The organism is Streptomyces sp. KL109B, assembly GCF_030766935.1.
Lineage (GTDB): Bacteria > Actinomycetota > Actinomycetes > Streptomycetales > Streptomycetaceae > Streptomyces.
Map to the genome: position 1 here is coordinate 1,016,294 of NZ_JASERL010000002.1, position 26,090 is coordinate 1,042,383.

A 26,090-nucleotide genomic window follows, 5' to 3' on the forward strand; every position below is an offset into this window, starting at 1 on the left:
GATGCTGATCGAACCGACCGCCGTGCCCGGCGCCTACGTCGTCACCCCGCACCGGCACGGCGACCGGCGGGGCGACTTCTTCGAGGGCCTGCGCGCCGACGCGCTCGAAGAGGTCATCGGCCACCCCTTCGTCCCCCGCCAGATCAACTACTCGGCGTCCCGCGGCAATACGCTGCGCGGCCTGCACGGGGTGGCGACGCCGCCCGGCCAGGCCAAGTACGTGAGCTGTGTGCGCGGGGCGCTGCGCGACATCGTCGTGGACCTGCGCATCGGTTCGCCCGCCTTCGGCCGCCACCAGGTCACTGAGCTCGACGCGCACTCCGGCCGGAGCGTCTACGTCCCCGAGGGCGTGGGCCACGGCTTTCTGACCCTCACCGACGACACCTGCGTCTGCTACGTGCTGTCCACCACCTATGTGCCGGGCACCCAGATCGACATCGATCCGCTGGACCGTCAGCTCGCTCTTCCCTGGGGATTCACCCGGCCACCGCTGATGTCCGACAAGGACGCCCGGGCCCCGTCTCTCGCCGGGGCCGTCGCCGCCGGGCTGCTCGCCCGCTGGGACGACCCGGCCCGCATTACTCCACGTGAGGAGAGAACCCGATGAAGGCTCTGGTGCTCGCAGGCGGGTCCGGTACCCGCCTGCGCCCGTTCAGCCACTCCATGCCCAAGCAACTCATCCCGATCGCCAACAAGCCCGTGCTGACGCACGTTCTGGAGAACCTCCGCGATCTCGGCGTACGGGAGGCCGGCATCATCGTCGGCGACCGGGCGCAGCACATAGAACAGGCCGTGGGCGACGGCTCCGGCCTGGGCATGGGCATTACCTACATCCCCCAGGAGAAGCCGCTCGGCCTGGCCCACTGCGTCTCGCTCGCCCGGCCCTTCCTCGGCGCGGACGACTTCGTGATGTATCTCGGCGACAACATGCTGCCGGACGGAGTCGCGGACATCGCCGCGGAGTTCACCGCCCGCCGTCCCGACGCGCAGGTCGTGGTGCACAAGGTCGACGACCCCCGGGCGTTCGGCGTGGCGGAGCTCGCCGCGGACGGCAGGGTCGAGCGGCTGGTGGAAAAGCCCCGACAGCCGCGCAGCGACCTCGCCCTGGTCGGCGTCTACTTCTTCACACCCGCCATTCACCGCGCGGTCGCCGCGATCCGGCCCAGCGCCCGCGGCGAGCTGGAGATCACCGACGCCGTCCAGTGGCTCGTCGCCCACGGCCATGACGTGCGGGCCAGCGTGTACGACGGCTACTGGAAGGACACCGGCAGGGTCGAGGACGTGCTGGAGTGCAACCAGCGGCTGCTGGAGGGCCTTTCCCCGCGCATCGCCGGCCACATCGACGCGGACAGCACGGTCGAAGGCAACGTCGTGATCGAGGCGGGCGCCCGCGTCCTCGCGTCCCGTATCGAGGGCCCGGCCATCATCGGCGCCGGAGCCGTGATCGAGGACTCCTACGTCGGCCCCGACACCTGTATCGGCGCGGACTGCGAGCTGCGCGGCACCCGGCTCACCGGCTCCATCGTCCTGGAAGGCGCCCGGATTCGCGGCGTACCCGGGCTGCACGGCTCGCTGATCGGCCGCGGCTCGCAGGTCGGCCCGTCCGAGCCGCGGGCGGCCCACCACCGGATCGTGGTGGGCGACGACACCTGGATCGAGGTCGCATGAGGCTGCTGGTCACCGGAGGGGCCGGGTTCATCGGCTCCCACTACGTGCGCACCCTGCTGGGGGGCGGCTATCCGGGCTTCGAGGACGCCCGGGTCACGGTCCTCGACAAGCTCAGCTACGCCGGCAACCGCGACAACCTGCCGCTGTCGCACCCGCGGATGGACTTCGTACGCGGCGACATCTGCGATCTCGACATGCTGAGGGAGGTCATCCCCGGGCACGACGCCGTCGTGCACTTCGCGGCCGAGTCGCATGTGGACCGCTCGGTGGAGTCGGCCGCGGAGTTCGTGCGGACCAACGTCGGCGGCACTCAGTCCGTGCTGGACGCCTGCCTGGCGGCGGGCGTCCAGCGCATGGTGCACATCTCGACGGACGAGGTGTACGGCTCCATCGACGAGGGGGCGTGGACCGAGTCGTGGCCGCTGGCGCCCAACTCCCCGTACGCGGCGTCGAAGGCGGCCTCCGACCTGATGGCCCGCGCCTACTGGCGTACGCACGGCCTGGACCTCTCGATCACCCGCTGCTCCAACAACTACGGCCCGTACCAGCACCCGGAGAAGGTGATCCCGCTCTTCGTCACCCGGCTCCTGCGCGGAGAGCGGGTGCCGCTGTACGGCGACGGCCGCAACGTGCGCGAGTGGCTGCACGTCGACGACCACTGCGCGGCGGTGCAGTTGGTGCTCGCCAAGGGACGGGCGGGCGAGATCTACAACGTCGGCGGCGGCAACGCGCTGACGAACGTCGAGCTCACCGAGCGGCTGCTGAGGCTCTCCGGCGCCGACTGGTCCATGGTGCGCCGGGTCCCGGACCGCAAGGGCCACGACCTGCGCTACGCCCTGGACGACAGCAAGATCCGCGACGAGCTCGGCTACCGGCCGCGGGTTCCCCTGGAACAGGGGCTCGCCGACGCCGTCACCTGGTACCGCGACAACCCCTACTGGTGGAAGCCATGACTGATCACAAGGCCCTGGTTCTCGACGAGACCCGCAAATACCACATCGAGCACCAGAGCGGCCCGTTCGTGCCCGGCGTGACGGAGATCTGGCCGTCCGGCGCGGTGCTGGACGCGGACGACCGGGCGGCGCTGGTCGAGGCCGCGCTGGAGCTGAAGATCGCGGCGGGCGCCCGCTCCCAGCGCTTCGAGTCCCGTTTCGCGAAGCTGCTGAAACGGCGCAAGGCGCACCTGACCAACTCCGGTTCCTCGGCCAATCTGCTCGCGCTGACCGCGCTCACCTCGCATGTGCTCGAGGACCGGCGGCTGCGCCCCGGGGACGAGGTGATCACGGTCGCGGCGGGGTTTCCGACCACGGTCAACCCCATCGTGCAGAACGGGCTCGTCCCGGTGTTCGTCGACATCGAGCTGGGGATCTACAACACCACGGCGGAGCGGGTGGCCGCGGCGATCGGGCCGAAGACCCGCGCCATCATGATCGCGCACGCGCTCGGCAACCCCTTCGAGGTCGCGGAGATCGCCCAACTCGCCAAGGACCACGGCCTGTTCTTCGTGGAGGACAACTGTGACGCGGTGGGCGCCACCTACGGCGACCGCCTCACCGGCACCTTCGGCGACCTCACCACGGTCAGCTTCTATCCGGCGCACCACATCACGATGGGCGAGGGCGGCTGCGTCCTCACCTCGAACCTGAAGCTGCACCGCGTGGTGGAATCGCTGCGCGACTGGGGCCGCGACTGCTGGTGCGAGCCGGGCAGGAGCAACACCTGCCTCAAGCGCTTCGACCACCAGATGGGGTCGCTGCCCGAGGGCTACGACCACAAGTACATTTTCTCCCACGTCGGTTACAACCTGAAGGCCACCGACCTGCAGGCCGCGCTCGGCCTGACGCAGCTCGACAAGCTGGAGGGCTTCGTCGCGGCCCGGCGCAGGAACTGGCGGCGGATGCGCGAGGGCCTCGACGGCGTGCCGCACCTGCGGCTGCCTGAGCCGACGCCCGGCAGCGAGCCCAGCTGGTTCGGCTTCGTCATCTCCGTGGACCCCGGGGCCCCGTTCACCCGGGCCGCGCTGGTCGACTTCCTGGAGAGCCGGAAGATCGGTACCCGGCGGCTGTTCGCGGGGAACCTCACCCGGCAGCCCGCGTACGCCGAGGTGCCGCACCGGGTGGCCGGATCCCTGCGCAACAGCGACTTCGTCACCGAGCACACCTTCTGGACCGGCGTATATCCGGGGCTGACCGACGAGATGATCGACTACGTCGTCGCCTCGGTGCGGGAGTTCGTCGGGAGGCACGGGTGAGCGCGCCGGCGCCGCTGCGGGCGCGCGTGGACACCCGGCTGCCGGGGCGGCTGGCCCACTCGGCGACCGAGCGCACCGGCGGCGTGGGCCCGAGCACGCCGGACTTCGCCGCGTGGCTGGCCGCGCGGGAGCGGGCGCACCGCTTCGCCGTGGAGCGCATCCCGCTCGCGGAGCTCGACGGCTGGTCGTTCGACGCCGGCACCGGGAACCTGACGCACCGCAGCGGGCGCTTCTTCAGCGTCGAGGGGCTGCACGTGACCACCGGCGCGCCGCCCTTCCCCGAGTGGCACCAGCCCGTCATCCATCAGCCGGAGACCGGCATCCTCGGCATCCTCGCCAAGGAGTTCGACGGGGTGCTGCACTTTCTGATGCAGGCCAAGATGGAGCCGGGCAACCCCAATCTGCTCCAGCTGTCGCCGACCGTGCAGGCCACGCGCAGCAACTACACCAAGGTGCACCGGGGTTCGGACGTGAAGTACATCGAGTACTTCACCACCCCGGGCCGGGGCCGGCCGCTCGCCGATGTGCTGCAGTCCGAGCACGGGTCCTGGTTCTACCGCAAGGCCAACCGGAACATGCTCGTCCTCACCGACGAGGACGTGGCCGTGGACGAGGACTTCTGCTGGCTCACGCTCGGGCAGCTGGGCGAGCTGCTGCGCCAGGACACCGTGGTCAACATGGACTCCCGCACCGTGCTCGGCTGTCTGCCGGGCCTGCCCGCGGAGCCGTGGGCCCGGCACCCGGACACCGAGCTGCTGTCGTGGTTCACCGGCGAGCGCTCCCGGCACGAGGTGCGCGCCGAGCGGACCCCGCTGCGTGACGCCGTCGGCTGGCACCGGGACGCGTGGACGGTCAGCCACGCGGCCGGCCGGTACTTCCGGGTGGTCGGGCTCGCCGTACAGGCCGGGAACCGGGAGGTGACCAGCTGGAGCCAGCCCCTGTTCGAGCCCGTCGGCCAGGGCGTCACCGCCTTCCTGTGCCGCCGCATCGCGGGCGTCCCGCACGTCCTGGCGCACGCCCGGGTCGAGGGCGGCTTCCTCGACACCGTGGAGCTCGGGCCCACGGTGCAGTACACGCCGGACAACTACGCCCACCTGTCCGGGCCCGACAGGCCGCCCTTCCTCGACGACGTCCTGTGCGCCGACCGCCGGCGCATCCGCTACGACGCCGTGCACTCGGAGGAGGGCGGGCGCTTCCTGAACGCGGTGAGCCGCTATCTGTTCGTGGACGCCGAGGACACCGGCGCCGCCGCGGACCCGCCCGCCGGCTACCGCTGGGTGACCCCGGGCCAGCTGTCCGCACTGGCCCGGCACGGGCACTACGTCAACGTCCAGGCGAGGACCCTGCTCGCCTGCCTGACCACCGGCGCGGTGCGGCTGTGAGCGGCGCGGGGCGCGGGCCGGTCCGGATCGGGGTGCTCGGCTGCGCGGAGATCGCCCGCCGCAGGTTGCTGCCTGCCATCGCCGCAGGCCCGGACACCACGCTCGTCGCGGTGGCCTCCCGGGACGCCCGGCGGGCGGAGCGCACGGCGGCGCCGTACGGCTGCCGCGCGGTCCACGGATACGAGGCCCTGCTCGCCGACGCCGAGGTCGAGGCGGTCTATGTCCCGCTGCCTGCCGCGCTGCACGAGCGGTGGGTGGCGGCGGCGCTCGACGCGGGCAAGCACGTCCTGGGCGAGAAGCCCCTCGCCCTGGACGCGAGCGGCGCCCGGCGGCTCTTCGCCCGCGCCGGGAAGCTGGGCCTGGCCCTGATGGAGAACGTGATGTTCCTCCGGCACGGCCAGCACGAGGCCGTCCGCAAGGCCGTGGCGGACGCGGCGATCGGGCAACTGCGCGCCTTCCGCGCCGAGTTCACCGTGCCCGCGAGGCCCCCCGGGGACATCCGCCTGCGCCCCCAGCTGGGCGGGGGCGCGCTGCGGGACACCGGCGTCTATCCCGTACGCGCCGCGCTGCACCTGCTCGGCCCGCGGCTGTCCGTCGTCGGCGCCCACCTCGGCCTCGACGAGCGGTACGGCGTGGACACCGCGGGCGCCGCCCTGCTGCGCACCCCGGAGGGGGTGACCGCGCACCTCGCCTTCGGCCTGGACCACGGCTACCGGTCCGCCTACGAACTGACCGGCGAGCACGGCCGGATCACCCTCGACCACGCCTTCACTCCGCGCGCCGACCATGCGCCGCGGCTGCGACTGGAGCGGGCCTGGGGTGATGAGGAACTGGTCCTCGAACCGGAGGACCAAGTGGCGGCCTCGGTCGCGGCCTTCGCCGCCGCGGTGCGGGCGGGGGCGGCGCCGGGGGCGGAGGAGACCGTGCGGCAGCTCGAACTGCTCGACAACATCGCCCGAGCGGCGGGGAGTTGACCTGGCCGACACTTCAAGTTGTACTGGTTTAGCAGGATTTATCCACTTACGAAAGCTGGAGGAGAGCCATGCACGGACGCTTTGCCCTCACCGTCATCTACTGCGCCGACCTGGAGCCGATGGCGGCCTTCTACCGGGACACCCTCGGCCTGAAAGTGATCGCCGAGAAGGAGGGCGAGTACGTACTCGACGGGAACAGCCACGCGCTGCTGCTGCAGGCGCGGCCGGACCGCCCGACCCGCGAGGCCGAGACGATCTTCATCGGCGTGGACGTGGAGACCGCCGTCCAGGATCTGGCCGCCCTCGACCCGGTGCGCATGCCGGGCGAGGAGAGCCGGGGCTTCCGTGTGCAGGACCCGGAGGGCAACTCGGTCTGCTTCGTCAATGACTGACGACCACCGGGCCACCGCCCGCGTCCGGCGGATCACGCTGGACGCGGGCGGTGGCATCGCCCTGTCCGCGCTGCTGGCCGAGCCGGCCGCGGCGGCCGCCGAGCCGCCGCGCGCGGTGATGGTCGCGCTGCACGGCGGCGGGATGCGCGCCGGGTACTTCGACGGCCCCGGCCGGCCCCCGACATCGCTGCTGACGCTGGCCGCCGGCCTCGGCTGGACCGTGCTCGCACCCGACCGCCCGGGATACGGCGGCTCGGCCGACCGGCTGCCCGATGGCCTGCCGCTGGCGGAACAGGCCGCCATGTTGCGCACCGCCCTGCGGCGGTACGCGCGTCAACACCCGGTCGGCGCGGGCTACTTCATCGCCGCGCACTCCTACGGCGGAAAGCTCGCCCTGACCACGGCGGCCGCCGCCGATGGCGACGGACTCCCGCTGCTCGGCGCGGACATCTCCGGCCTCGGCCACCGCTGGGCCGTCGACCCCTCGGCTCCGGGAGCGTCCGGGCGGCAGAGCCCCGGCCTGCACTGGGGCCCGCTGCGCTGCTACGAGCCCGCGGCCTTCCGGCACGCCGCACAGCTCGCCGGTCCCATGCCCGCGCGGGAGGCCGCTGAACTCCCCCACTGGCCCCGGACCTTCGACGCGCTCGCTCCACAGGTGCGGCTGCCGCTGCGACTGACCTTCGCGGAGCACGAGCGCTGGTGGCGCCACGACGAGGCCACGCTGGGCGACATGGCCGCCCGCCTCGGCAGCCGCACCGTGCGGCTCGACCGCCAGCCAGGCGCCGGACACAACATCAGCCTGGGCCGCACCGCCCGCGCCTACCACCTGCGGCTCCTTGGGTTCCTGGAGGAGTGTCTGGCCACCGGCGCCGACGGTGCGCCCGCCCCCGTACCCGCGGCCGCCGCCGGGGAGGCGACGTGACGCACGGCCCCGGCACCCGGCCACGCGGCACCTTCCGCTCCCTGCGCGTACGCAACTTCCGGCTCTTCGCGCTCGGCCAGGTCGCCTCCGTCACCGGCACCTGGATGATGGTCACCGCCCAGGACTGGCTCGTGCTGCGGCTGACGGACGACTCGGCCGGCGCGCTCGGCCTCGTCACGGCGCTGCAGTTCGCTCCCGTGATGCTGCTGACGATGCTGGGCGGGCGGCTGGCGGACCGCTGCGACAAGCGGAAGCTGCTGATGGCCGCGAACGCCGTGTCGGCGGCCTTCGCCCTGCTGCTGACCGTGTCCGTGGCCACCGGCGTCGTCCGCCTGTGGCACGTCGCGGCGGCGGCAGCGGCGCTCGGCACGGTCAACGCGGTGGAGATCCCGACCCGGATGTCCTTCGTCGGCGAACTCGTCGGCCCCCGGCTGCTGCCGAACGCCTCGGCGCTGAGCGCCGCGTACTTCAACACCGCGCGGGTGCTGGGCCCCGCGCTCGCCGGGCTGCTCCTCAGCACCGTCGGCACCCCGGCGGTCATGCTCCTCAACGCGGTCAGCTACCTCGCCACCCTCGCGGGGCTCGCGCTCATCCGCCCGGCCGAGCTGCGGCACCGCGCGAGCCTCCCGGGCAAGGCGCGGGTCGCGGACGGGCTGCGATACGTCGCCGCCCGCTCCGACCTCGTCATGCCGCTGCTGCTGACGGCCGTCGTCTGCCTCGCAGGCTTCAACTTCCAACTCACCCTGCCACTCCTGGCGAAGACCACCTTCCACACCGAGGCCGCCACCTTCGGGCTGCTCACGACCGCCCTGGCCGTCGGCTCACTGGCGGCGGCGCTCGTCACCACCGCCCGCAGGGGCCGTCCCGCGGCGCGTACCGTCGTCGTGGCGGCGGTGGCGTTCGGGGCCCTGGAGCTGCTGGCGGGGTTCGCCCCCGGGCTGCCCTCCGCGGCCGTCGCGCTGGGGCTCACCGGCTTCGCGATGCTGTACTTCTCGCAGGCGGCCAACCACCGGATCCAGCTCGGCACGCCCCCCGAGTACCGGGGCCGGGTGCTGGCGATGTACACGCTCATCACGCAAGGCAGCACTCCGGTCGGCGCCCTGCTCACCGGCCTGCTCATCGACCGCTTCGGCGCCCGCGCGGGCCTGTCCGCCGGCGGGCTGATCTCCCTGGCCGCGGCGCTGGCCGCGCTCCTGTGGCTGAAGTCGGCGGCTCCCCCGCTCCCGGCGGAGCCGGCCGCGGCTCCACCCGCCCGCACCCGGCCATCGGTGAACCCGCCGGAGGACAAGCCGGAGAACAAGGAGGACATCGCGGCATGACCAAGTACTCCGACGCCGTCAACGACGCCCTGGAACGACTCGACGACCTGGGCTACGAACGCGGCCCCGAGCCCGAGGGGTTCGTCGCGCACGGCACCATGTGCGCCGAAGCGCTGGCGACCCTCGGCTATCCCGAACGCATCCCCGGCTACATCGACGGCTACCGCAGCGGACTCGCCCACCACGACCGCCCCGAGCCGCGCTTCGCCCTGGACCCCGACGACTGGCGCGAGGCGCTCGGCGACTTCCCCCGGGTCGGCGACTGGGAGGTCCTCTTCGCACGGGAGTTGGCCGAAGCGCCCTGGCAGGAGGTGCTGGTGCGGTGGTGGCCCCGACTGCTGCCGGGCGTCGTCGCCGGCACCACGCACGGGCTGATCCGCACCGCCCACGCCGTGCGGTCGCTGGCGGCCACCCCGCGGCCCACCCGGGCGCAGCTCACCGAGCTGACCCGGGGGCTGGCCTTCTGGGCCGCGCGCTGGACCCGCCTGCCCGGCCGGGTCAGGTTCGAGGGCGACAAGACCCTCGCCCAGGCGATGGCCGCCCTCCCCCGCGACGAGCTGCGGCACTCACGCTTCCGCGGCGGCCGGGGCCGCACCGACGACACCTCGGCACTCGACACGTACGCGGGCTACCACGAGGCGCTGCGCGCCCTGCGGCCGCAGCACGCCCAGTGGCTGATCAGCGAGATGACCGCGGAGTTCGCGGGCGTCTACCTGGCGCATCCGGAGGCGCTGCCCGTACCGCCGATCCATGGGATCACCGCGCCGGCGGCCGCCCGCCTGGTGCTGCCGCACCTGCCCGAGGCGCTGCACGGCCCGACGGTCGCCGCGGTGTGGCAGGTGCAGGCGCTCTTCCTGATCGACCTGACCAACGACCGGAACGGCGAGGACACCGCGCTCGCGGACGCGGACGCGGCGCGCACCCCGGGCCTTGCCGAACTGGCCGCCCGCGCCGTCGAGCACGGCGACGACCACGTCATCAAGGTGGCCGAGGCCTGCCTGCGCGAGCACGCGCTGCGCCCCGACCCGCGCTATGCCGCGGCCGCCTACGCGGCCCAGGAACGGATCCCGCCGTACGAGTCCACGCTCGGCCGCGCCATGTACCTGGAGATCGAGCAGCGCGGCGCCCGCTATCTCGAACTGTCCCGGGACAAATACGGCAGAAGCACACCCTATGACCGATTCCTCGCGGAAAAGCCCTAGTTCGGCATCCGACCAAAGGAGCTCCGGCATGAGCACGCACATCGCCAGTGACCACAAGACCGTTTCCATGACCCCGGAGATCTACCGCTATCTCGTCGACCAGGCGGAACCGCCGACCTCCGCCCAGCGGGAACTGACCGAACAGACGCATGCGCTGACCGAATGGGCGGTGATGCAGATCCCGCACGAGCAGAGCGCCTTCCTGACCCTGCTCACCCGGATCACCGGCGCCACGCGGGTCGTCGAGGTCGGCACCTTCACCGGCTGCTCGACCCTCGCCTTCGCGCTGGGGCTGCCCCCGGACGGCACGGTGACCACCATGGACCTGTCGGCGGAGTGGGCCGCCATCGCCCGCAAGGCATGGGAGGCCGCGGGCGTCGACGACCGCGTCGAGCTGCGCCTGGGCCCGGCCGAGGACTCACTGCGCGCACTTCCCGAGGAGGCGGTGATCGACCTGGCCTTCATCGACGCCAACAAGGACGGGTACGAAACGTACTGGGACCTGCTCGTCCCCCGCCTTCGCCCCGGCGGGCTGCTGCTCGCGGACAACGTTCTGTACGCGGGCCAGGCGGCCGACCCCGACTGCACCCACGACGCCGCCGCCATCCGCCGCTTCAACGCCAAGGTCCGCGCCGACCCCCGGACGGAGTCCGTCATGCTCCCCATCGCCGACGGTCTGACCCTCGCCCGCAAGCGGACCGGCGCTACCGGCCGTTGATACGGCCCGCCTCCCTCGCGTCCGCGAACGCCCGCCGGAACGCCGCCTCCGGCTGCGCCCCCCGCAGCCGGAGGCCGCCGCCGAAGTCGAAGAGCGGTACGGAGCGGATGCCCAGGGCGCGCACGCGGGCGAGTTCGGCGCGCAGTTCCCCGGCGCCGACAGCGCTCCGCTCGACGCCGGCCTCCGCGGCGAGGACGTCGAGGGTCGCCCGGTCCCCGATGTTGCGGCCCTCCGTCAGGTACGCCCTGAAGAGCCGCTCGGCCACCGGCTCGCCGCGCCCGCGGCGGGCCGCGGCCGCCAGCAGGCGGTGCGCTTCGAAGGTGTTGACGTGCACGGCACGGTCGAAGTTGAACTGCAGGCCGTCCCGGGCGCCGATGGCCGCCATCTCCGCGGCGGCGCGCTCCGCCTCGGCGCTGCCGCCGAAGAACTCGCGGTGCACCTCGCTCAGCGGCCGCCCCTCCGGCGGCGCGTCCGGGGAGACCTGGAAGGGCAGGAAGGCCACCTCGAGCCGGCCGCCCGCCGACAGGTGGCCGTCGGCGACCCGCTCGAAGCGGGTGAACCCGAGGTAGGAATGGACACAGGTGAGGTCGAGCGCGATCTCGACCCGCAGGGATACAGAGCTGTCAGCCTTCATGGTCGTACGCTCCCTCGAATCAGTGTGAACGGGCCTGTGCCACCGGCTCGTTGTCCGGGACCGGCCGGTCGCCGCCGCCCTCGGACCGCACCGTGTCCAGGCGGGTGGCCGCCAGGAAGCCAAGCGCCGCTACCGGCACGGCCGCCGCCAGCAGAAATCCCGTCATCGGCGAAGTCGCCTCGATCAGCGGGCCGATCAGCAGCGGAGAGGCGAACTGCCCCGCGAATATGGCCGTTCCCGACAGGGCGGTGGCCTTCCCCTGCGCCTCGCCCGGCGCGCCGTCGCCGATGAGGACGGTGGTCACCGGGAGGAAGACGCCGCTGGCGAGTCCGAACAGCATCGGCGCCAGGAACAGCACCGGGGCGTTGGGCGCGACGGCGAGCAGCAGGAAGGCCACCGCCCACAGGGCCAGCACCCCTCGCAGCAACTGCCGGTAGGCCAGCCGCGCGCGCAACGACGCGTACGCGAGGCCTATCAGGCTCATCGCGCCGGACATGCCGACGGTGTAGAGCGAGACCAGCAGCGGATCCTCCACGCCGAACGCGGACAGCCGGTCGGGGACGAAGACCACCAGGGCATACATCAGGATGGACGAGCAGAACTGCAGCGCGTACCAGACGATCAGCCGGGGATACGCGCGCAGCATGCCCCACGCCCCGAGCCGCGGCCCGGCCCCGCCGCCCGCACGCGCGGGCTTCGTGGCGGGCAGCAGCAGCGCCGTGGCGATGCCGAGGGGCACGCCCACCAGGTAGATCCCGAAGGGCAGATGCCACGACACCCCGCCGAGGACTCCGGCCAGCAGCGGCCAGAGCACACCGCCCAGGCTGGTGGCGGTGCCCCGCAGGCCCATCACCCGGTCCCGGGCGGCCCCTTGGTAGAGGTTCAGCACGGCCACGGTGGTGCCCGAGAACACGAAAGCCGCTCCGATGCCGAAGACGGCGCGCGTGGCGATGAGCGCGGCATAGCTGTCGACGATCAGCCCGGTGCCGCCGGCCAGCCCGTACAGGATCAGTCCGGCCGCCAGCGGCATGCGTACGCCCCAGCGGTCGATCATCCATCCGACCAGCGGGCTGGCGACGGCGATGGCGAGACTGTGCGTGGTGATGATGAGTCCTGCGGCGGTGCCGCCGACCCCGAGGTCGCCCCTGATGACCTGGATGACGGGCGCGAGGATGGAGCCCGCCATCACCGCCAGGGTCGACGCGAAGAGCAGCAGGGGCAGCGTCGCCGGGCGGGTGGGCGCGGCCTCGGGCGCCCGCACCGCGGCGCTCACCGCGCCCCCGCGCTCTCGAGCACCGGACCACCGGCCCCGCCGGGTCGGTTCAGACCGTGGTTGGCCAGGTGGAGCACGCTGCCGTTGAAGGACATAAAGGGCTGGATGAGCCCGTCGACGAAGACCAGGAAGGCCAGGGTGCCGACGCCGACCGGGCCGCCCAGCAGCCAGCCGAGCGTGAGCAGGACGGTCTCGACGCCGACCTTCGCGGCCCAGAAGGGCACCTTCCAGCGCTGGTTGAGGGAGATCACGATCAGGTCCATGGCACGGATGCCGGTGCCGCTCATGATGATCAGGGAGGAGCCGTACGCGCAGAACAGCACGGCGACGACCAGCGAGGGCACGGACGCCATCCAGCCCAGCTCCGCCAGGAGCATCAGGTCGATGAGGCTGCCGCAGAGCAGGAAGGTGACGAAGGGCATCACCACAGGCCGCCGCCGGTTCCACAGGGACCAGATGGCGATGCACACGGCCGCGATGAGCGCCTGCGCCACCCCGATCGTGAGCGAGACGTGCTCCAGCATCCCGAGGGAGAGGACGTCCAGGGGGTCCACCCCGAGGTCGGAGTGGATGAACAGCGTGGCACCGGCGGCGAAGACGACGCAGCCGGCCAGATAGAGGGCGTAGCGCGCGAGGTTGTCGCGGCGGGTCCAGGCGCTGAGGCCCTGGGCCGGCGCATGAGTGGTACGCGAAGCAGACATGCGGAACTCCGGGAAGCGGGAAGGGGCGTTCAGGAGGGAGGGCCGTCAGGCGTTGACGAAGATGAGCCGGTTGCCCTCCGGGTCGGCGGCCTCGAAGCGCTCGCCGGTCTTGTGCGGGAAGACCTCCGTGGTGCCGAGGTCCTCCAGGGCCCGATGGGCCGCGGGAATGTCGACCTGCGTGAAGGCGATGGCCGTGGGCTCCGCGCCCTGCTGCACGATCAGTTCACCGCCGTGGCCGGTGTCGAACACCACGCTCACGCCCGGGTACTCCTCGCGGACTTCGAGACCCAGCCGGTCGCGGTAGAAGGCGGTCATCGCGTCGAGGTCCTGGCAGTAGACCTTGATCACCGTGAGCTTGCCGAACATGGCGTCCGTCCTCTCTGTCGTGACAGAAAGTAAACTACACGGTGTAGGGCAATAAGTAAACCGGAGCGTGCATTTAGTCGGCGGCCGCGCTCCCGGCGCGACCGGGTACGGCGGGTAAACCAGGCGGTACAGTTCCGACCGGCAGGTCCGACCGGCAGGTCCGACCGGCAGGTCCGATCAGCAGGTCCGATCAGCAGGACGTACGAGACGAGCGCGAAAGCGAGGCGCCATGACGGCCGCCGCAACCCGGCCCCCGCAGATGGGCAGGCCCACCAAGCGCGTGGCGATCGGTCGCGCCGCGCGGGTCGTCTTCAGCCGCGAGGGCTACACCCGGGCCAGCGTGGAGAGCATCGCCGCCGAGGCGTGCGTCTCCAAGCGCACCATCTACAACCACTACCGGGACAAGGAGCACCTGCTCCTGGACGTGCTCAGCGAGAGCACGCACGAACTGGCCGCGCATCATGAAGAGGTCATCGACCGGCACTTGGACGCCCCGGACGACCTGCGGTCCGCGCTCGTGGCCCTCGGCCGCGCCCTGGCCACCCCGCAGAGCGGCTTCGACGAGCACTTCGCGCTGGTTCGGGTCATCTTCGCCGAAGCGTCCAGGCTGCCGGCCGAAGTGACCGACAGCTGGCGCAGGGACGGGCCACAGCGCACACAGGAGCGGCTGACGGAACGGTTCACCGCGCTCTCCGGGGACGGGCGGCTGCACGCGCCCGACCCCCGGGCGGCCGCGGCCCACTTCACCCAGCTCGTCACGTCGGAGCCGTACGAGCGCTCCTTCCACGGCGCCCTCCCCCTGCCGGGGAAGGAGGTCGACGCGCTGGTCGGCTCAGGCGTCGACGCCTTCCTCCAACTCCACGGAGCGGACACCCGCGCCTGACCCCCGCCGGACTCGGGCGGCAGGCGCCCCGCAAGCACAGAAGAACCCCGCACCCGGTACCGGGTGCGGGGTTCTTCGTCGTTCCAGGTCGCGCGGCCCCGCTCACGGGGCTGCGCACTGGCTCACATCAGGTCAGGAACCGGCGAGCTCGCGCAGCACGTACTGCAGGATGCCGCCGTTGCGGTAGTAGTCCGCCTCACCGGGGGTGTCGATGCGGACGACCGCGTCGAACTCGACGCCGGTGTCGGTGGTGACCTTCACCGTGGACGGCGTGGTGCCGTTGTTGAGCTCGGTGACGCCGGAGATCGAGATGGTCTCCTCGCCGGTCAGGCCGAGGGAGTCCGCGGACTGGCCCTCCGGGAACTGCAGCGGCAGGACGCCCATGCCGATGAGGTTCGAGCGGTGGATGCGCTCGTACGACTCGGTGATGACGGCCTTGACGCCGAGGAGCGCGGTGCCCTTGGCGGCCCAGTCGCGGGACGAGCCGGAGCCGTACTCCTTGCCGCCCAGGATGACGAGCGGGGTGCCCTGCGCCTGGTAGTTCTGCGAGGCGTCGTAGATGAACGACACCGGGCCGTCGGCCTGCGTGAAGTCGCGGGTGTAGCCGCCCTCGGTGCCCGGCGCGATCTGGTTGCGCAGGCGGATGTTGGCGAACGTGCCACGGATCATGATCTCGTGGTTGCCGCGGCGCGAGCCGTACGAGTTGAAGTCGCGGCGCTCGACGCCGTGCTCCGACAGGTACTTGCCGGCCGGGGTGTCGGCCTTGATCGCACCGGCGGGCGAGATGTGGTCCGTCGTGACCGAGTCGCCGAGCTTCGCGAGGACGCGGGCGCCGGAGATGTCCTCGACCGGGGCCGGCTTCATCTGCATGCCCTCGAAGTACGGGGGCTTACGGACGTACGTCGACTCGCTGTCCCACTCGAAGGTGTTGCCGGTCGGGACCGAGAGGGCCTGCCACTGGGCGTCGCCCGCGAACACGTCCTCGTACGACTTCGAGAACATGTCCTCGCCGATGGCGTTGGCGACGACGTCGTTGACCTCGGCCTCCGACGGCCAGATGTCCTTGAGGAAGACCGGGTTGCCGTCCTGGTCGGTGCCCAGGGCGTCCTTCGTGATGTTGACCTTCATCGAACCCGCGATGGCGTACGCGACGACCAGCGGCGGGGACGCCAGGTAGTTCATCTTGACGTCGGGGTTGATGCGGCCCTCGAAGTTCCGGTTGCCGGAGAGGACGGACGTCACGGCCAGGTCGTGGTCGTTGACGGCCTTCGAGACCTCGTCGGGCAGCGGGCCCGAGTTGCCGATGCAGGTGGTGCAGCCGTAGCCGACGAGGTTGAAGCCGACCTTGTCGAGGTACGGGGTCAGACCCGACTTGTCGAAGTAGTCCGTGACGACCTTCGAGCCCGGGGCGAGCGTCGTCTTGACCCACGGCTTGCGGGTCAGGCCCTTCTCGACGGCCTTCTTCGCGACGAGGGCGGCGGCCACCATCACGTACGGGTTCGAGGTGTTGGTGCAGGAGGTGATGGCCGCGACCGTCACCGCGCCGTGGTCCAGCTCGTACGTCGAGCCGTCGGGGGCGGTCACGGTGACCGGGTTCGACGGGGTGCCATTGGAGACGGCCGGGGCGTCGGAGGCCGGGAAGGACTCCTTGCCCGCCTCGGAGTCGTCGGCGACGTAGTTGCGCACGTCCTGCGAGAACTGCTGCGCGGCGTTCGCGAGGACGATGCGGTCCTGCGGGCGCTTCGGACCGGCGATCGACGGAACGACCGTGGAGAGGTCGAGCTCCAGCTTCTCGGAGAAGTCCGGCTCGGCGGCCGGGTCCAGCCAGAGGCCCTGCTCCTTGGCGTACGCCTCGACGAGCGCGACCTGCTGGGCGTCACGGCCGGTGAGGCGCAGGTAGTTCAGGGTCTCGTCGTCGATCGGGAAGATCGCGGCGGTGGAGCCGAACTCCGGCGACATGTTGCCGATGGTGGCGCGGTTGGCGAGCGAGGTCGCCGCCACACCCTCGCCGTAGAACTCGACGAACTTGCCGACGACGCCGTGCTTGCGCAGCATCTCGGTGATCGTGAGCACGAGGTCGGTGGCGGTGGTGCCGGCCGGCAGCTCGCCGGTCAGCTTGAAGCCGACGACGCGCGGGATCAGCATCGAGACCGGCTGGCCGAGCATCGCGGCCTCGGCCTCGATGCCGCCGACGCCCCAGCCCAGGACGCCAAGGCCGTTGACCATCGTGGTGTGCGAGTCCGTGCCGACCAGGGTGTCGGGGTAGGCCTGGCCGTTACGGACCATGACCGTACGGGCCAGCTTCTCGATGTTGACCTGGTGCACGATGCCGGTGCCGGGCGGGACGACCTTGAAGTCGTCGAACGCGGTCTGGCCCCAGCGCAGGAACTGGTAACGCTCCTTGTTGCGGCCGTACTCCAGGTCCACGTTCTGCTTGAACGCGTCCGAGGTGCCGAACTTGTCGGCGATGACGGAGTGGTCGATGACCATCTCGGCCGGGGACAGCGGGTTGATCTTCGCCGGGTCGCCGCCGAGGGCCTTCACGGCCTCACGCATCGTGGCGAGGTCCACGACGCAGGGCACGCCGGTGAAGTCCTGCATGATCACGCGGGCCGGCGTGAACTGGATCTCCTTGTCGGGCTGGGCCTGGGAGTCCCAGTTGCCGAGCGCACGGATGTGGTCGGCGGTGATGTTCGCGCCGTCCTCGGTGCGGAGCAGGTTCTCCAGAAGGACCTTGAGGCTGTAGGGAAGGCGGGCCGAGCCCTCGACCTTGTCCAGCCTGAAGATCTCGTACGACTCGTCGCCCACGCTCAGCGTGCTGCGGGCGTCGAAGCTGTTCGCCGACACGACAGTCTCCTTCAGTGCATTCAGTACCGGACCGCGGGAACGAGTGAGGTAAGGTAACCCTTACCTCGCCCCTCCGGGCGGCCTTGGCGCGCCTTCGCGCGGATATCTCGATGTCGAGATAACCCTAGTACATCGCTCGGCGGAACCACCAAGGGGCATCGTCGTCCGCGTACCGAGGGGCACCGTCGTCCGCGTCACCCAGGGGCATCGCCCTGCGCGTACCAGGGGGCATCGTCGTGCGCGTGCCACGGGGCGCGTACCCACGACGGGTGTCTTCATCTGTCTCCATGCCTGTCTCCATCCTCGCCGTCCTCGCGCCCTTCCGCCGTTCGGCGCGGCACTTTCCCATCCCGGGCGACGCCCCGTGACCGATGCGGGCGAAACCCCGCGCGCGACGGTGGCCGCCTGGTAACACCGGGTGACCAACTGTTGATCCGGAAGGGGACGGGCCGGACATGCCGGAGAAGCGACAGCCGGGAAATCTGCCGGAGGAGACCGTCCGGCTGGTCGGGCGGCAGGCGGAGCTCGACGAGGTGACACGGTGGTGCGGGCGCTCCCGCCTGGTGACGGTGACCGGGGTGGGCGGAGTCGGCAAGACCCGGCTCGCGCGGGAGGCCGCGGCCGGGCTCCGGCCCGGGTTCCCCGACGGGGTGTGGTGGGTGGACCTGTCCCCGCTGCGGGAGGGCGGCGTCCTGGCGCACGTCATCGCCGAGGCGCTGCCGCTGGCCGACCAGACCAGCCGCCCCATGCTCGACGTACTGACCGAGTACCTGACGGAACGCCGACTGCTGCTGGTCCTCGACACCTGCGAGCACCTGGTCGAGGAGTGCCGGGCGGTCGCCGCCGTACTGCTCCAGGCCGCACCGGGGCTGCGGGTCCTTGCCACCAGCCGCCGCCCGCTCGGCCTGCACATCGAGGAGGTGCTCGCCCTCGATCCGCTGCCCGTGCCGGAGGCCGACGACGACGCGGCGGACTCCCTCGTGCTGCTGACCGAACGGGCCGCCGAGGCGGTGCCCGGCCGCACCCTCACCGCCGCCGAGCGCGTCGAGGCGGCCCGGCTGTGCCGCCGCCTCGAAGGGCTGCCGCTGGCCCTGGAGTTGGCCGCGGCGCGGCTCCGGGAGCTGCCGGTCGCCGAGCTGAACCGGCGCCTCGACGACCGCTTCGCGATCCTCGGCGACACCGAGCACGAGGACTTCGACGCGGACCCGCCCTGGCACCAGGCGCTGCGCACCGCGATCGGCTGGAGCCATCAACTGTGCACCCCCGCCGAGCGGTTGGCCTGGGCCCGCCTCTCGGTGTTCGCCGGAAGCTTCGACGCCGACGCGGCCCGCTGGGTGCTCACCGATGAACGGCTGCCCGCCGGGCAGGTCCCCGAACTGCTCGCCGCCCTGGTGGAGAAGTCCATCCTCGGCTGGCAGCCCAGCGGGTCCGGGGAGCGCTACCGGATGCTCGACACCATCCGCGAGTACGGCGCCCACTGGCTGCGCGGCCTCGGCGAGGAACACGAGCTGCGCGTCCGGCACCGGGAGTGCTGCCAGGCGCTCGCCGACCGGGCGGACGCCGCGTGGATGGGGCCCGAGCAACTCGACTGGTACGAGCGTCTCGTCGCCGAGCACGCCAACCTCCGCGCCGCGCTCGAATTCTGTCTGGCCGAAGGGGACGGGCCGGCCGCGCTGAAGCTCAGCGGGTCGCTGTACTTCTTCTGGACGGCCTGCGGTTTCGCCAAGGAGGGCCGGCACTATCTGGCCAGGGCCCTGCTGCTGGACCGGGCCGTGACGCCGGACCCGGCACTGGGCCCGGCACCGGGCCCGCACCGGGCCAAGGCCCTGTGGGCGGGCGGCCACGTCGCCGTCATCCTGGGCGAGGCGGAGAGCGGGCTCAGGTTCGCCGCCGGGTTCCGGGAGGCCGTGGCCGCGGAGGGCGACGAGGACGCCGGGTTCGTCACCGCCGCCGTGGCGGGGCTCAGCCTCACACTGCTCGGCCGCCTCGACGAGGCCGCCGCCGCACTGGACGCGGCGCCGCCCGGCCGCCCCGGCACCGGCAAGTACATCGCCGCCTGGTTCGCGACGCGGACCATCCGCGGTTTCGTCCACGTCTGCCAGGGCGAGTTCGCCGAGGCGGCCGCGCTCGCCGACGAGCTGCGCCACGAGGGCGCCAGGCGCGGCGAGACATGGGGCCGGGCCTGGGGCGACTACGTGCTCGCCGTCGCGGCGCTGGCCCTTGGCAGGACGGCGGAGGCCGCGGCCCTGGCCCGCGCCGCCCTCGACGGCAAGCGCCGCTTCAACAACGGCGTCGGCATCGCCATGGCGGTCGACGTGCTCGCCTGCGCGGCCATGCACGCCGGGCACGCGGAGGCCGCCGCCCGGCTCCTCGGTGTCGCCGAGCAGACCTGGCACACCCTCGGCACCCCCCAGATGGGCATCCCGCCGCTCGTCGCCGCCCGCCGGGACTGCGAGGCGCGGGCCCGCCGCCGCCTCGGCGACGAGAGATACGCGGCCGTCTTCGCCTCCGGCTACGACACCGACCTCGACACCGGCATCGCGTACGCACTCGCCCCCCAAGATGCGACATCTCATATCTGAGATAACCTGCCGCCATGGCAGACGACTACCTCGAACGCATCGGCAAGCTCATCCGCGACGCCCGTCAGCACCGGGGCTGGACCCAGTCGCAGCTTGCGGAGGCGCTCAACACCAGCCAGAGCGCGGTCAACCGCATCGAGCGCGGCAACCAGAACATCAGCCTTGAGATGATCGCCCGAATTGGCGAAGCCCTCGACAGTGAAATCGTCTCCCTCGGGTACGCGGGACCGATGCATCTGCGCGTGGTCGGCGGACGCCGGCTCTCGGGCTCGATCGAAGTGAAGACGAGCAAGAACGCGTGCGTGGCTCTGCTGTGCGCCTCGCTGCTCAACAAGGGCCGCACCGTGCTGCGCCGCGTCGCCCGCATCGAGGAGGTCTACCGCCTCCTTGAGGTGCTCGGCTCGATCGGCGTCCGCGCCCGCTGGATCAACGAAGGCGCCGACCTGGAGATCGTGCCGCCCGCCGAGCTCGACATGAACGCCATCGACGCGGACGCCGCGCGCCGCACCCGCTCGATCATCATGTTCCTCGGCCCGCTGCTGCACCGCATGGACCACTTCAAGCTGCCGTACGCGGGCGGCTGCGACCTCGGCACCCGCACCATCGAGCCGCACATGATCGCGCTGCGCCGCTTCGGCCTCGACATCACGGCGACCGACGGGCTCTACCACGCGGAGGTCCACCCGGACGTCGCGCCGGACCGCCCCATCGTGCTGACCGAGCGCGGCGACACCGTGACGGAGAACGCGCTGCTCGCCGCCGCCCGCGCCGCCGGCACGACGATCATCCGCAACGCCTCCTCCAACTACATGGTCCAGGACCTGTGCTTCTTCCTTGAGGCGCTGGGCGTACGGGTCGAGGGCATCGGCACGACGACGCTCACCGTGCACGGTGTGCCGCACATCGACGTCGACGTGGACTACTCGCCGTCCGAGGACCCGGTCGAGGCGATGAGCCTGCTGACCGCGGCCGTCGTCACCCAGTCCGAACTCACGGTCAAGCGCGTGCCGATCGAGTTCCTGGAGATCGAGCTGGCGGTCCTTGAGGAGATGGGCCTCGACCACGACCGCTCGGCGGAGTACCCCGCCGACAACGGCCGCACCCGCCTCATCGACCTGACGGTCCGCCCCTCGAAACTCGAAGCGCCGATCGACAAGATCCACCCGATGCCGTTCCCCGGCCTGAACATCGACAACGTCCCGTTCTTCGCGGCCATCGCGGCATCCGCCCAGGGCAAGACCCTCATCCACGACTGGGTCTACGACAACCGGGCGATCTACCTGACCGATCTGAATCGGCTGGGCGGCCGCCTCCAACTCCTCGACCCCCACCGGGTGTTGGTCGAGGGGCCCACCCGCTGGCGGCACGCCGAAATGATGTGCCCGCCGGCGCTGCGGCCCGCCGTGGTCGTGCTGCTCGCGATGATGGCGGCCGAGGGCACGTCGGTGCTGCGCAATGTGTACGTGATCAACCGCGGGTACGAGGATCTGGCGGAGCGGCTCAACTCCGTTGGCGCGCAGATCGAGACGTTCCGGGACATCTGAGGTACGCGTGTCGTCGCAGTCCGGTAACGGCAGCCGGGCCGCGGCGACATCGCCATATGGTGATGTTCGATTCAACACCTGATCAGGACGAGGGAGTTGTCGGACATGGGGGACGGGAGCGGGGACGGGGGCGGCGGACTCGGAGCGGGGTTCCGGGCGCTCGGTGCGGACGATCCGGCGAGCGTGGCCGGTTACCGGCTGGCCGCGAGGCTCGGGGCCGGGGGCATGGGCAGTGTCTATCTGTCGTACACGCCGGGCGGCCGCCCGGTGGCGATCAAGGTGATCAGACCCGAGTTCGCGGGCGACCCTGAGTTCCGGCGCCGGTTCCGCCAGGAAGTCGGCGCGGCGCAGCGGGTCCAAGGGCTCTACACCGCCTCCGTCGTCGACTTCGACACCGAGGGGCCGCGGCCCTGGCTCGCCACCACGTATGTGGCCGGTCCCTCCCTCGCGGACGCGGTGTCCGGGCAGGGGCCGCTGCCCGCCGGGACCGTGCCCCTTCTCGTGGCGGGGGTCGCCGAGGCGCTGACCGCCATCCACGGCGCGGACGTCCTGCACCGGGACCTCAAGCCCTCCAACGTGCTCCTGGCCTCGGACGGCCCGCGCGTCATCGACTTCGGAATCGCCCGCGCCGCCGACGCCACCGCGCTGACCGGCACCGGATCGGTGATCGGCACACCGGCGTTCATGTCGCCCGAGCAGGCGACCGGCGGCGCGCTGACGCCCGCGAGCGATGTCTTCGCCCTCGGCCAGATCGCCGTCTACGCCGCGACCGGGCGCCCCGCGTACGGCGACGGCCCCTCGCACGCGCTGCTGTACCGCATCGTGCACGAGGAGCCCGACCTCTCCGACGTGCCCGCCGCGCTGCGGCCGCTCGCCGAGTTGTGCCTGGCCAAGGCCCCCGAGGAACGGGGAACGCCGGCGGACGTCATCGCCGCGTGCGAACGGGCCACGCCGGAGGGCCGGCTCCGGCTGGGCGACAGCTGGCTGCCGGGCGCCCTCACCGCGGCGATCACGGCCCGCACTCCGGCGGCGCCGCCGGCGCCGGCCTACGCGCCGCATCCGCCGACCCGTCCCGCCGGTCCGCACGCGGCGCCGACGCAGACCGCGTACGCGACGCCGTACGGCGGGCCGACGACGCGGCCGGCGGCGTCGGTCCCGGGAGGCCGACGGCGCGCCAGGACCGCCGTCGCGGCGGCGGCCGCCGCGCTCGTGCTCTTCGGCGGCGGCGTGCTGGCAGCCACGCTCTTCGACCAGGGGGATCAGGGGAGCCAGGGGAACCAGGGGAACGACAAGAGCGGCGGCTCCGGCGGCACGTCCGGGCAGGCGCGCGGCGGCACGACACCCACAGCTACGACACCGACAGCTACGACACCGACGGGCGTGACGCCGACGAAGGAGTCCTCGGCTCCCGCGCAGCAGGAAGCGCCCCCGAAGGCCGAGCAGTACAAGGCGCTCGACCTGCCGGTCGACCACGGCCTGAACCTCTCCGACAATCCGCCGCGGCCTGTCGATGGAACAGGCCAGTACAGCGGTGACTTCGACTATGCGGGCTGGAATCTCGACGCCTTCCGCGCGGCCCCGGAGAACCAACTCGCCCTGTTCGCCGAAGGCAAGCGGGGATCCCTCGAAACCTGTAGGTCAGCGGCCCGCTACATCACGAAGATCAAAGTGGCCGACCTCTCCGCGGGAGACCAGTTCTGCGTACGCACGAAGGACGGGGACCTCGGGCTCGTCACGTTCCGGTCGGACTCACCGGAGAACACGGAGGGCACGGCGAGCCAGTTCGCCACGATCGACCTCACGGTCTGGCACGACGCCCTGAGCCAGTAGTGCGCGGCCGACGCCCCGCTGCTCAGTCGCCGCAGGGGCTTGAATGGCTCAATCGCCGCCGAGGCCCTATTGAGCCGAGGCCCTATTGAGTCGACGTGGTGAAGTCGCGGATCGCTGTCGCCAAGGCCCTCGGCTGGTCCAGCGGGATCAGCGTGCCGCAGTCGTCCAGTTCCACCAGGCGGCCCTGTGGGAGGAGTTGGGCGAGGCGGTGGGCGTGGGCGAGGGGCATCATGCGGTCCTGTTTGCCCCAGACGACCAGGGCCGGGTGGTCGTAGGCGCGCAGGGCGTCGGCCGCCTCCAGCATTTCGGTCTTCACGCCGGAGCGGAGGTAGTGGAGGAAGAGGGCGCGGGGCGCCGGGTTCTCGCGGAGCGGTGCGATCCAGTCGTCGATCAGTTCGTGCGGGACGGGGCGGCGCGACATCACCGCGTACCCCGTGCCGGGCATGCGGCGCAGGGGGCGTACGGAGAGGGTGCGGATCAGGAACGGGATGCCGCCGGGGACGCGGGACAGGACGGTGAGCATCTTGCCGGGCGAGCCCGGCGGGTAGTTGTCGAAGGCCTCGCAGCCCGCGATCACCATGCGGCCCACGCGGTCGGGGCGCTCGGCGGCGAGTTGCTGGAGGCGGCCCGCGTCGTTCTCGACGAACACCGTGTCGTCGCCGAGCTTGAGGGTGTCGGCGAACTCGCCGATGAGCAGGGCGACCGAGTGCGGGGTGACCTGGGCGCCGGGGTTCAGGGGCGTGTGCTGGCTGCCGTACGGGAGGTGGGGCACGATGCACCGGAACGACGCGCCCAGTTCCTCGACGACGTGCCGCCACACCGAGCCGTTCTGGGCGAGCCCGTGGAGGAGGACGACGGGTGTGCCGTCGCCTCCCGAGTCCTCGTACGCGATCGGCCCCACGGAGAGGTCCACGACCGTCGGTTCCGGCTGCTGCGTCATACCGTCGACACTAGGCGCCGGGCGGGCTCAGGGCAGGACCGCGATTCCGTCGAGTTCCACCATGGCGTCCTCGTCCCAGAGGCGGGTGACGCCGACGACCGCCATCGCCGGGTAGTCGCGGCCCGCCAACTCGCGCCAGATTCGGCCGAGTTCGCGGGCGTGCGTCCGGTAGTCCGCGATGTCGGTGGCGTAGACCGTGACGCGGGTGAGGTGCTCGGGCGTGCCGCCGGACGCGCGCAGGGCGGTGAGCAGGTTGGTGAGGGCGCGGGTGAACTGGGCGGGGAGGGTGGCGCCGGTGACCTTGCCGTCGGCGTCGAGGGAGGTCTGGCCCGCGAGCATCACCAGGCGGGTGCCGGTGGCGACGACGGCGTGGGAGAAGCCGGTGGGTGGGGAGAGTTCGGGCGGGTTGACCCGTTCGACGTCCGCACTGTCCGCACTGTCCGCGCTCATTGCGCCGCCTCCTTGTACAACTCGCGGGCGATGATGGCCTGTTGGACCTCGGTCGCGCCTTCGTAGATGCGGGGCGCCCGGACCTCGCGGTACAGGTGCTCCAGTACGTGGCCGCGGCGCAGCGCCCGCGCGCCGTGCAACTGCACCGCGGTGTCGACGACTTGCTGGGCGGTCTCGGTGGCGAGGAGTTTCGCGGCTGCAGCTCGGCGCGGGACGTCCGTGGCGCCCTCGTCGTACGCGGACGCCGCCGCGTAGACCATGAGGCGCGCGGACTCGACGCGGACCGACATGTCGGCGACCTGGTGGGCGACCGTTTGGAGGTTCTTCAAGGGGGCGCCGAACGCCTCCCGTTGGGACGTGTGCGTGAGCGTCGCGTCGAGGGCGGCCTGCGCCATGCCGACGGCGAACGCGCCGACGCTGGGGCGGAACAGGTTCAGCGTGCCCATCGCGACGCGGAACCCGGCGTCGACCTCGCCGAGCACGTCGTCGCGGGTGACCGGGACGCCGTCGAAGGCCAGGGCGCCGATGGGGTGCGGGGAGAGCATGTCGAGCGGCTCCCCCGTCAGGCCGGGGCGGTCGGCGGGGACCGCGAAGGCGGTGACGCCGCGGGCGCCCGCGTCGGGGGTGGTGCGGGCGAAGACGGTGTACACGTCGGCCTCGGGGGCGTTCGAGATCCAGCACTTCTCGCCGGTCAGGCGCCAGCCGTCGGCGTCCCCCTCCGCCGCGAGGGACAGCGCCGCCGCGTCCGAGCCGGCGCCCGGCTCGCTCAGCGCGAACGCCGCGACGGCGCGGCCCGCGCGCACCTCCGGGATCCAGCGCTCGCGCACCGCCGGGCCGCCGTGCGCGTGGATCGGGTGCGCGCCGAGCCCTTGCAGCGCGAGCGCCGTCTCGGCCTCCGTGCTGACCTGGGCCAGGGACTCACGGAGCAGGCAGAGGTCGAGGGCGCCGGAGGTGAACAGACGGTCCAGGAGACCGAGTTGGCCGAGTTCGGCGACGAGGGGGCGGTTGACGCGGCCCGGTTCGCCCTTCTCGGCGAGCGGGGCGAGGCGCTCGGCGGCGAGGGCGCGCAGCTCCGCGCACCACGCGAGCTGCTCCGGTTCGAGCGAGAATGTCCCCATACGTGGTGCTCCTCTCACGGCTGCCTCGCGGTCGCACACAGGAACCGTATCGCGCCCCGTTGACTGTCGTCACCATCACGATACGCTCGATGGG

The 26,090-nt window shown here is 72.0% G+C and carries 23 protein-coding genes; 15 read left to right on the top strand and 8 right to left on the bottom strand.

Translation table 11 applies throughout. From position 1 onward, the window contains the following. Position 1: 1 nt before the first annotated feature. The 11 genes from RBJ65_RS10250 (at position 2) to RBJ65_RS10300 (ending at position 10,828) form a co-directional block, all read left to right on the top strand. The gene (locus RBJ65_RS10250; protein ID WP_306318209.1) at positions 2-607 is read left to right on the top strand and encodes a dTDP-4-dehydrorhamnose 3,5-epimerase family protein; all 606 of its coding nucleotides are present in this window, start codon (positions 2-4) and stop codon (positions 605-607) included. After that, entirely contained in the window at positions 604-1,668 is a 1,065-nt protein-coding gene (locus RBJ65_RS10255) for a glucose-1-phosphate thymidylyltransferase (RefSeq protein ID WP_306318208.1), read from the top strand. The genes RBJ65_RS10250 and RBJ65_RS10255 overlap by 4 nt, the downstream gene beginning before the upstream one ends. After that, the gene (rfbB, locus tag RBJ65_RS10260; RefSeq protein ID WP_306318207.1) at positions 1,665-2,621 is read left to right on the top strand and encodes a dTDP-glucose 4,6-dehydratase; all 957 of its coding nucleotides are present in this window, start codon (positions 1,665-1,667) and stop codon (positions 2,619-2,621) included. The genes RBJ65_RS10255 and rfbB overlap by 4 nt, the downstream gene beginning before the upstream one ends. After that, on the top strand, positions 2,618-3,919 hold the full coding sequence (gene rfbH, locus RBJ65_RS10265) for a lipopolysaccharide biosynthesis protein RfbH (protein ID WP_306318206.1): 1,302 nt from the start codon (positions 2,618-2,620) through the stop codon (positions 3,917-3,919). The genes rfbB and rfbH overlap by 4 nt, the downstream gene beginning before the upstream one ends. Then, on the top strand, positions 3,916-5,301 hold the full coding sequence (locus tag RBJ65_RS10270; RefSeq protein ID WP_306318205.1) for an NDP-hexose 2,3-dehydratase family protein: 1,386 nt from the start codon (positions 3,916-3,918) through the stop codon (positions 5,299-5,301). Before rfbH ends, RBJ65_RS10270 begins: the two co-directional genes overlap by 4 nt. Next, the gene (locus RBJ65_RS10275; RefSeq protein ID WP_306318204.1) at positions 5,298-6,275 is read left to right on the top strand and encodes a Gfo/Idh/MocA family protein; all 978 of its coding nucleotides are present in this window, start codon (positions 5,298-5,300) and stop codon (positions 6,273-6,275) included. The genes RBJ65_RS10270 and RBJ65_RS10275 overlap by 4 nt, the downstream gene beginning before the upstream one ends. 68 nt (positions 6,276-6,343) lie before the next feature. Next, on the top strand, positions 6,344-6,667 hold the full coding sequence (locus tag RBJ65_RS10280) for a VOC family protein (protein WP_306318203.1): 324 nt from the start codon (positions 6,344-6,346) through the stop codon (positions 6,665-6,667). Further along, positions 6,660-7,589 (top strand): alpha/beta fold hydrolase, encoded by a 930-nt coding sequence (locus RBJ65_RS10285; protein ID WP_306318202.1) that lies wholly within the window; start codon positions 6,660-6,662, stop codon positions 7,587-7,589. The genes RBJ65_RS10280 and RBJ65_RS10285 overlap by 8 nt, the downstream gene beginning before the upstream one ends. Further along, positions 7,586-8,908: an MFS transporter gene (locus tag RBJ65_RS10290; protein ID WP_306318201.1), complete on the top strand. Its 1,323-nt coding sequence runs from the start codon at positions 7,586-7,588 to the stop codon at positions 8,906-8,908. Before RBJ65_RS10285 ends, RBJ65_RS10290 begins: the two co-directional genes overlap by 4 nt. Beyond that, on the top strand, positions 8,905-10,110 hold the full coding sequence (locus RBJ65_RS10295) for a hypothetical protein (RefSeq protein ID WP_306318200.1): 1,206 nt from the start codon (positions 8,905-8,907) through the stop codon (positions 10,108-10,110). The genes RBJ65_RS10290 and RBJ65_RS10295 overlap by 4 nt, the downstream gene beginning before the upstream one ends. A gap of 28 nt (positions 10,111-10,138) precedes the next feature. Then, the gene (locus RBJ65_RS10300; RefSeq protein ID WP_306318199.1) at positions 10,139-10,828 is read left to right on the top strand and encodes an O-methyltransferase; all 690 of its coding nucleotides are present in this window, start codon (positions 10,139-10,141) and stop codon (positions 10,826-10,828) included. Here RBJ65_RS10300 and RBJ65_RS10305 read toward each other — a convergent pair. Genes RBJ65_RS10305 through RBJ65_RS10320 form a run of 4 tightly spaced genes read right to left on the bottom strand, consistent with a single transcriptional unit; the run spans position 10,815 to position 13,802 of the window. Continuing rightward, positions 10,815-11,462 (bottom strand): DsbA family protein, encoded by a 648-nt coding sequence (locus RBJ65_RS10305; protein WP_306318198.1) that lies wholly within the window; start codon positions 11,460-11,462, stop codon positions 10,815-10,817. The genes RBJ65_RS10300 and RBJ65_RS10305 overlap by 14 nt on opposite strands. 19 nt (positions 11,463-11,481) lie before the next feature. Continuing rightward, complete coding sequence (locus tag RBJ65_RS10310; protein ID WP_306318197.1) at positions 11,482-12,735, bottom strand: MFS transporter; 1,254 nt, start codon at positions 12,733-12,735, stop codon at positions 11,482-11,484. Further along, positions 12,732-13,436 carry a YitT family protein gene (locus tag RBJ65_RS10315; protein WP_306318196.1) on the bottom strand — a complete coding sequence of 235 codons (705 nt, stop codon included), beginning with the start codon at positions 13,434-13,436 and terminating at the stop codon, positions 12,732-12,734. Before RBJ65_RS10315 ends, RBJ65_RS10310 begins: the two co-directional genes overlap by 4 nt. A 45-nt stretch (positions 13,437-13,481) precedes the next feature. Next, complete coding sequence (locus tag RBJ65_RS10320) at positions 13,482-13,802, bottom strand: VOC family protein (RefSeq protein WP_306318195.1); 321 nt, start codon at positions 13,800-13,802, stop codon at positions 13,482-13,484. A gap of 229 nt (positions 13,803-14,031) precedes the next feature. On the opposite strand from RBJ65_RS10320, the gene RBJ65_RS10325 reads away from it, so the two are divergent. Beyond that, entirely contained in the window at positions 14,032-14,685 is a 654-nt protein-coding gene (locus RBJ65_RS10325; RefSeq protein ID WP_306318194.1) for a TetR/AcrR family transcriptional regulator, read from the top strand. Positions 14,686-14,817: 132 nt separating this feature from the next. On the opposite strand, the gene acnA is transcribed toward RBJ65_RS10325, so the two are convergent. Then, a complete protein-coding gene (gene acnA, locus RBJ65_RS10330; RefSeq protein ID WP_306318193.1) occupies positions 14,818-17,532 on the bottom strand; it encodes an aconitate hydratase AcnA in 2,715 nt (904 codons plus the stop codon). 455 nt (positions 17,533-17,987) lie between these two features. Between acnA and RBJ65_RS10335 the strand changes: the two genes are divergently transcribed. The 3 genes from RBJ65_RS10335 (at position 17,988) to RBJ65_RS10345 (ending at position 23,488) form a co-directional block, all read left to right on the top strand. Then, entirely contained in the window at positions 17,988-20,114 is a 2,127-nt protein-coding gene (locus RBJ65_RS10335) for an NB-ARC domain-containing protein (RefSeq protein ID WP_306318192.1), read from the top strand. 14 nt (positions 20,115-20,128) lie between these two features. Beyond that, entirely contained in the window at positions 20,129-21,658 is a 1,530-nt protein-coding gene (locus tag RBJ65_RS10340) for a UDP-N-acetylglucosamine 1-carboxyvinyltransferase (RefSeq protein WP_306318191.1), read from the top strand. A 105-nt stretch (positions 21,659-21,763) separates the two neighbouring features. Further along, positions 21,764-23,488: a serine/threonine-protein kinase gene (locus RBJ65_RS10345; protein ID WP_306318190.1), complete on the top strand. Its 1,725-nt coding sequence runs from the start codon at positions 21,764-21,766 to the stop codon at positions 23,486-23,488. An 82-nt stretch (positions 23,489-23,570) separates the two neighbouring features. Here RBJ65_RS10345 and RBJ65_RS10350 read toward each other — a convergent pair whose 3' ends face one another. Genes RBJ65_RS10350 through RBJ65_RS10360 form a run of 3 tightly spaced genes read right to left on the bottom strand, consistent with a single transcriptional unit; the run spans position 23,571 to position 25,996 of the window. Next, positions 23,571-24,428 (bottom strand): alpha/beta fold hydrolase, encoded by an 858-nt coding sequence (locus RBJ65_RS10350; RefSeq protein ID WP_306318189.1) that lies wholly within the window; start codon positions 24,426-24,428, stop codon positions 23,571-23,573. Between the two features lie 27 nt (positions 24,429-24,455). Beyond that, positions 24,456-24,878, bottom strand: coding sequence for a RidA family protein (locus RBJ65_RS10355; RefSeq protein WP_306318188.1), 423 nt, complete (start codon positions 24,876-24,878; stop codon positions 24,456-24,458). Beyond that, the gene (locus tag RBJ65_RS10360; protein ID WP_306318187.1) at positions 24,875-25,996 is read right to left on the bottom strand and encodes an acyl-CoA dehydrogenase family protein; all 1,122 of its coding nucleotides are present in this window, start codon (positions 25,994-25,996) and stop codon (positions 24,875-24,877) included. The genes RBJ65_RS10355 and RBJ65_RS10360 overlap by 4 nt, the downstream gene beginning before the upstream one ends. Positions 25,997-26,090: the final 94 nt, after the last annotated feature.